Source organism: Acinetobacter sp. YH16056_T (assembly GCF_024605895.1).
Lineage (GTDB): Bacteria > Pseudomonadota > Gammaproteobacteria > Pseudomonadales > Moraxellaceae > Acinetobacter > Acinetobacter amyesii.
This window is the reverse complement of record NZ_CP094554.1, coordinates 1-5,716: the sequence shown is the minus strand read 5'-3', so window position 1 is coordinate 5,716 and position 5,716 is coordinate 1. Positions and strand designations below refer to the sequence as shown.

The window sequence follows — 5,716 nt, the reverse complement described above, 5'->3', positions numbered from 1 at the left end:
GTGTATTATGTTAATTTTAGAATATCTATAAAAATATAAAATTAGTTCTTCTAGTCAATGAACTAAAAACAGATGTAAGTTACAAATAAATGGAATTGGAATAAGGACTTATAAAAATGAAAATTGATTTGAATAACTGGAAAATAATTAAAGATGTTTTTATTAAAGCGCAAAAAGCAAATATGCATGTAAATATTGCTAGCGTATCTATCGAGGGAATACCTAACATTACTCCAATAGGAACAGTTTTCTTGAATGATGATGGAACAGGTTTTCTGTTTGATTCATTTTCTCATCAATTAGCAGAAAATCTAAAACAAAATAAAAATGTTTGTATCTGTGCTGTGAACTCAAGCAAAGTTTTTTGGTTATCGTCATTCATTAAAGGGCAATTTAACTCTCATCCTGGTGTAAGACTCTATGGTGAGCTTGGGGATTTAAGACCTGCAACAGAACAAGAAAAATTAAAAGTAAATCTGCGTATTCAATCTTTAAAGTGGACGAAAGGCAGTAAATTAATTTGGTCTGATTTTACTCATGTTAGAGAGTTTAAGGTTAATAACTATAGATGGATAAAATATCCTAATATGATGGATCATTTAACATAATGGCTGTTATACGAAACGAGAGCTGTTAGAACCCATTCAAAATGTCTATATTCTCACCAATAAAAATGTCTAGTTTATGATGCATATCTAAATATTTGTTTAGTCACCATTTTAATATGTTACTGTCACGATAACACTATCAGTATAATCGCCAGGAGTACTACCAATAGTTATACCTGATGCAATTTTCCCATATACAGTACTTGACTGAGCAGAACCTATACCTGTTAGAGAAAGACCACCACTTCCCCCTATGCTAGTAGTTCCACCTGTTTCACTCCAAAGATTACTAAAATTAGAATCCTTATAAAGTTGATAAGGGATATATTCAGTGGCAGACGAATGTTTCATTCGCCGACTGCTACTATAATTATTACCATTACCTAAATATATTGTGTAATTTGTTGCCTTATTACAAGTCGTTGAAATAGCTCCAGATGCGGTATAATTATTTTTTGTTGATCCAATATCAGAGATGCTACCAAAATTTATTACATCTGTAGAATTGAGCTGACATATTTTTGGAACAACATAGTTAGCTGTTAATGTAGTGCCACCAGAATCCCATCCACTACCAGTACTAGAACTAGTCCCTTCACATTGACTGGCAGAGCCACCTTGCATATCCCAATAAAGATTAACTGCTGCAGTATACGTACCGACTGGATAAATATTGGTTGAAGAGGATCTTTTAGGTACAGTTACTGTTACAGAATAATCAATGACATTGTTATTTGATACTGTAGTAACGGGGCCGTACCATGTATTAGAAGTTTGATTAGTTGAAGTTGAACCAGCACCGCCCACAGAAGCTATTACCGTATAAGGTAATGATGTTGAACTATTTGCAGTTGTTGTACCTGTAAAAATTGTTTTCATGCACATATATTTTTCAACTTTATTGGAACTACTTCCTTCAGTACAAGTTATTGTTCCTGTAAAGGTAATTTTAGCAGGACTATCCAAATTTGTAGCATTATAAGTATGGGTAGTTGTAGTTGTGCCAACTGGTTTACATTTAGCATGCGCTTTATTAAAAAACAAGCTTATAAACAGAATAAAAAAACTAATTATCAAAAACTTACACAAATTAGTCGAAATTATATTTTTCATTGTAACTTGATAGTTTGTGCAAATTATTGACATACATATGGCCCTAATTTCTTTAATGAATAATGTTCACTACCATAATCAAAATGAACCTGACATGAACCCTGATCTAGCAAATCAACATCAAGGATGTTTTTAGGTAGTAGACCTTGTACAAAAACCTCACCATCATAACCAATGAGTGCTGTATTTTCGCCATTAATCGTTACGCTATAACCAGGCTGAATAGGGTTATTGTTTTTATCTACTAGTTTTACAACAGCAGATATTACTTGGTGAGCATCAAAGTCAATGTGTGCACCTTGGCGATACCCCACAATTACTTTCTGTGCAGTATTTGGCACTTCCCACTGCAACGGTAAATAGGTTGGATCAAGGAAAATATGATGGGTTTGGTAAGGTAGTAAATTAGAAATTAAGAAACGACCTTGATGATCGGTTTTACCTAAATTAACACCACCATTTAGGATTTGGCTTTTTGGTCCTGCATTTGTAACAACTGCATAACCATCTCCAATTTCATTTGCAGCAAAAACCCTTCCTGCAGCAAAAACGAGTGAACCTGTTGCAGATAACGAAGCCTGATCTATATCACTATATCGACTATAACTAGCTGTGAGATAGGCAGGTCGAGCCCGATAATTTACATATGCTGAAGCATTGTTATTCGAACTTCTTTCATTGTGCTCAACATAGCCACCCCAACCTAATGAGCCAATTTCTGGGCCTGATAAGCCATTAAATTCTTGGCGGTAACTTGTAGTATTATCTGCATCTCTCGACATGCTCGTGATAGCATTAAACTTAAATGATGGGGTATAACGTAAAGCAATATAAGAACCATAATTTTTAGCATCATTAAAATCTTTATAAACCGATGCATATAAATTCCAGTTTTTACCAAGATTTGCATTGAAGTTGGCAGATAAAAGGCTATATTGAGATTCTTGTGATTTTATCTTATTATAACCAGCATAAACCCCATAACCATTATAAAAATTATAGCTTAATCCCGCCCGAAAGAGTTCATCAGCTAAAGCGCCTGATGTTAAAAAATTGTATTCTGCATCTTTTTCATTCTTATTATATCCATTTTCATAACGAACTTTTGAAACACGTGCTAGGTCATAATAATTATCAAAAACTTTTCTAAAGCTTGTATTAAATGAAATATCTTTATTAATCCGACCTTCTAACCCAATAGAACTTAAATAACCATTTTCATCTTTATAGTTACTCAACGAAAAATCTGCATTTACAACGCCCAAACCCCATAAGTTTTGTGCAAAACCGATACCTGCATTAGACAATCCATCAGTTGATGCTTCCATCCCACCACTTAACGTGAGCGATTGTTTAATCCCGTAACGAATCGATCCCGAACCAAAAAGCACCCCATCATCATAATCATTCGAATAAGAACCATAATTGTAACGTGGCATACCAACATCTACAGAAAACTGATTAACACCTTTTGCTAAAACTTTAGGTGAAAAGTAGTATGCCTTTTTAACTAAATTTTGCTTTCCTGTAGCATCGGTTGTTACTAAAGTGACCTCATTTCCAGAAATAAGAGGTAACTGTTTAATATCGAATGGGCCAGAGGGCACTATTCCAGAATATACTTTTTGCTGATTAACATATAAATCAAGCGTTGATGGTAGTGCTGCTGATCCTGAGAATTGAGGTAATGCTGTAGTAATAATGTCTGAGCGTTGAGCATACGCACTTGACCATTGCGCACCACCTAAACGCACACTGTTACCCCAGTCAGTAGTGTTTGATGTAAAATCACCAATGGTATAAAGTCTAATTTTTATCGGATTAATATATTGCCATTTCGATTCTAACCGTACAAATTTATTATGGCTATAATCATTTAGATCATCACCATTATACAAAACACCTGTATAGAAATTGCCTAGCCGAGTGCTATAAAATGCTTCAGCAGATCCAGAAAAAACATTCTGTTCGTCATTAATCGTATTGTAAAGACTATAATTAATGATCGCTGCATTCAATGGTTTTAAGTTTAATAGCTGATTTGGAGTCGCATTGGATCCTTCTAAATCCAGACTAAACCTAGTAAGCATCTCTTGAGGTACAGTTAAGTCTAAATTCTGATTACTTTCATCATATTTAAATTGAATTTTTTTATAATCATTTAAACAAATTAATTGTGTATCAGAAATATTCTCATCTAATATTATTCTTAGTGCTCTTAAATGCTTTGCTAAAATATATAATTTACCATTATTATCTTTTTTAACCGCTGTTAAATCACTTGTATTTTCACTATTAACAGATACATTCAAAAACAAATTGATATTAGATTCTTTGTTAGTAATATTTTGTGGGATAATATCAGGGATAATTGGAGTCGTAGCATGAGTGTCATCCCTTAACATAGCATAAGCAGTTGTATATGGTATACAAATCAAACATGCTGCTAGAACCCTATATTTCATAGCATTAAATGCCTTTTACAATACGATGGTTTTACCATCTACTACTAAAGTTACGCTATATTCATGATTAGCTTGAAATTTAAAATTATTTGCAATCGCATAACTTTTTGTCTGCTTATGTAAAATGTAGCCATTCAGTGTGTTGACAGGTATCAAATAGGTCATTTTAGAAGTTTTATCAATAATAGAGAGACTACTAAGTAAAACGTGTCTGGTTCCAATATTATTTAAAATCAAAAATGATTGATTTTCACTATTTTCAATTTTCCATTTAATTTCATAATAAGCATTTTTGTTCACTACAAAAAGTGGCATCGAAGAGCGAAGTAAAACATTTACACCTTGACTTACCTTACGGCTATCTGCCGGCTTAGGTAATTCATCCACAATAATACGATATGACTTTTCATTTGTAATAGGTGCCGAATTCAATCTTACAACGCGTAAATTATAAGACCCTTCGGAAGCAAGTTTAAATATTGGTGGACTAATGACAATATCATCTGTCGGTATTAGTTGATCTTTTCCTTCTACTTGCGACCATTCAAATGCGCGCACCTGAAAATCACTACTTTCAGTTGATTGATTATAAATATTTAGCGTGGTAGCCGACTGTGTATCTAAGAGTTCTAAACCGATAGGCGATAAACGAATCGATGCAGCATAAATACAAACTGGCATACATAAAGAAATTTTCAGTAATGAGCTAAAAATACTTTTCATTATCAACCTATCATTAAATAAATATTAAGCTAGCAAATAATACCTAGCTTAATACAACGCAACTGTTAATAAGTAACCGTCAATGTCACTGCATCTGTATAATTACCTGCAGTTGGTAAAACACTTCCTGCTGGGATACGACCATAAACGTCAAGTGTCTGTGGAGTACCATCACCTATAATTGAAGCTGTCGTGCCATCAACTGCAAGTGCAGTTGCACGATTTGACATTAAATATAAATTGTATGGAATAAATTCTGATGAACCACCCGCCATACGACGTACGCCACTTAGAGCATTGTTACCAGCACCAAATGCAACTGTATAATCTGTACCTTTGTTACATAATACCTTGATAGAAGTTCCAGAAGAAGTAGTAGTGTCACCATCCACATTGGCTGTCAAAGAAGTGATTGTCCCAAAGTCAAGCACCGCACTTGCTACAGTGCCAGACGCATCGGTATTTACCGAACAACCTTTTGCAACTGTCGCTTTCACAGTTAATGTACCTGTTGTAGTTGCAGCATTTGCGGCTTGAATACCGATTAGCCCAATTACTGCTAACGTAGCATAAGAAATAACCTTTTTCATTTATGAACCCTTTTACATCGAATTGTTAATGCATATATGTGAAAAGAGCACACTAAACCTGTACAACTAAATAGTGATATTCTTTACATTCAATAAATTATATTAAATTAATGTAATACAAGCCACATTTTTTTGTAAAAATGTTAATTTTAATGCAACCAGTCCGAATCATGCTGAATACGCTTCGGACTATTTAACATAATAGAGGTTATACGAA

5 protein-coding genes are annotated in these 5,716 nt (G+C 33.8%); 1 reads left to right on the top strand and 4 read right to left on the bottom strand.

The annotated features are described in order from the left end of the window. The first annotated feature begins 116 nt into the window (after positions 1 to 116). Complete coding sequence (locus MST17_RS17150; RefSeq protein WP_039624381.1) at positions 117 to 608, top strand: pyridoxamine 5'-phosphate oxidase family protein; 492 nt, start codon at positions 117 to 119, stop codon at positions 606 to 608. 111 nt (positions 609 to 719) lie between these two features. Here the strand turns inward: MST17_RS17150 and MST17_RS17145 are convergent, their stop codons facing one another. From MST17_RS17145 to MST17_RS17130, 4 genes are all read right to left on the bottom strand, one after another. Beyond that, positions 720 to 1,754: a spore coat U domain-containing protein gene (locus tag MST17_RS17145; RefSeq protein ID WP_180027363.1), complete on the bottom strand. Its 1,035-nt coding sequence runs from the start codon at positions 1,752 to 1,754 to the stop codon at positions 720 to 722. Then, a complete protein-coding gene (locus tag MST17_RS17140) occupies positions 1,745 to 4,186 on the bottom strand; it encodes a fimbria/pilus outer membrane usher protein (RefSeq protein ID WP_179996612.1) in 2,442 nt (813 codons plus the stop codon). Before MST17_RS17140 ends, MST17_RS17145 begins: the two co-directional genes overlap by 10 nt. 15 nt (positions 4,187 to 4,201) lie before the next feature. Continuing rightward, the gene (locus tag MST17_RS17135; protein ID WP_180027364.1) at positions 4,202 to 4,909 is read right to left on the bottom strand and encodes a molecular chaperone; all 708 of its coding nucleotides are present in this window, start codon (positions 4,907 to 4,909) and stop codon (positions 4,202 to 4,204) included. Positions 4,910 to 4,974: 65 nt separating this feature from the next. Further along, on the bottom strand, positions 4,975 to 5,499 hold the full coding sequence (locus MST17_RS17130) for a spore coat U domain-containing protein (RefSeq protein WP_180027365.1): 525 nt from the start codon (positions 5,497 to 5,499) through the stop codon (positions 4,975 to 4,977). Positions 5,500 to 5,716: the final 217 nt, after the last annotated feature.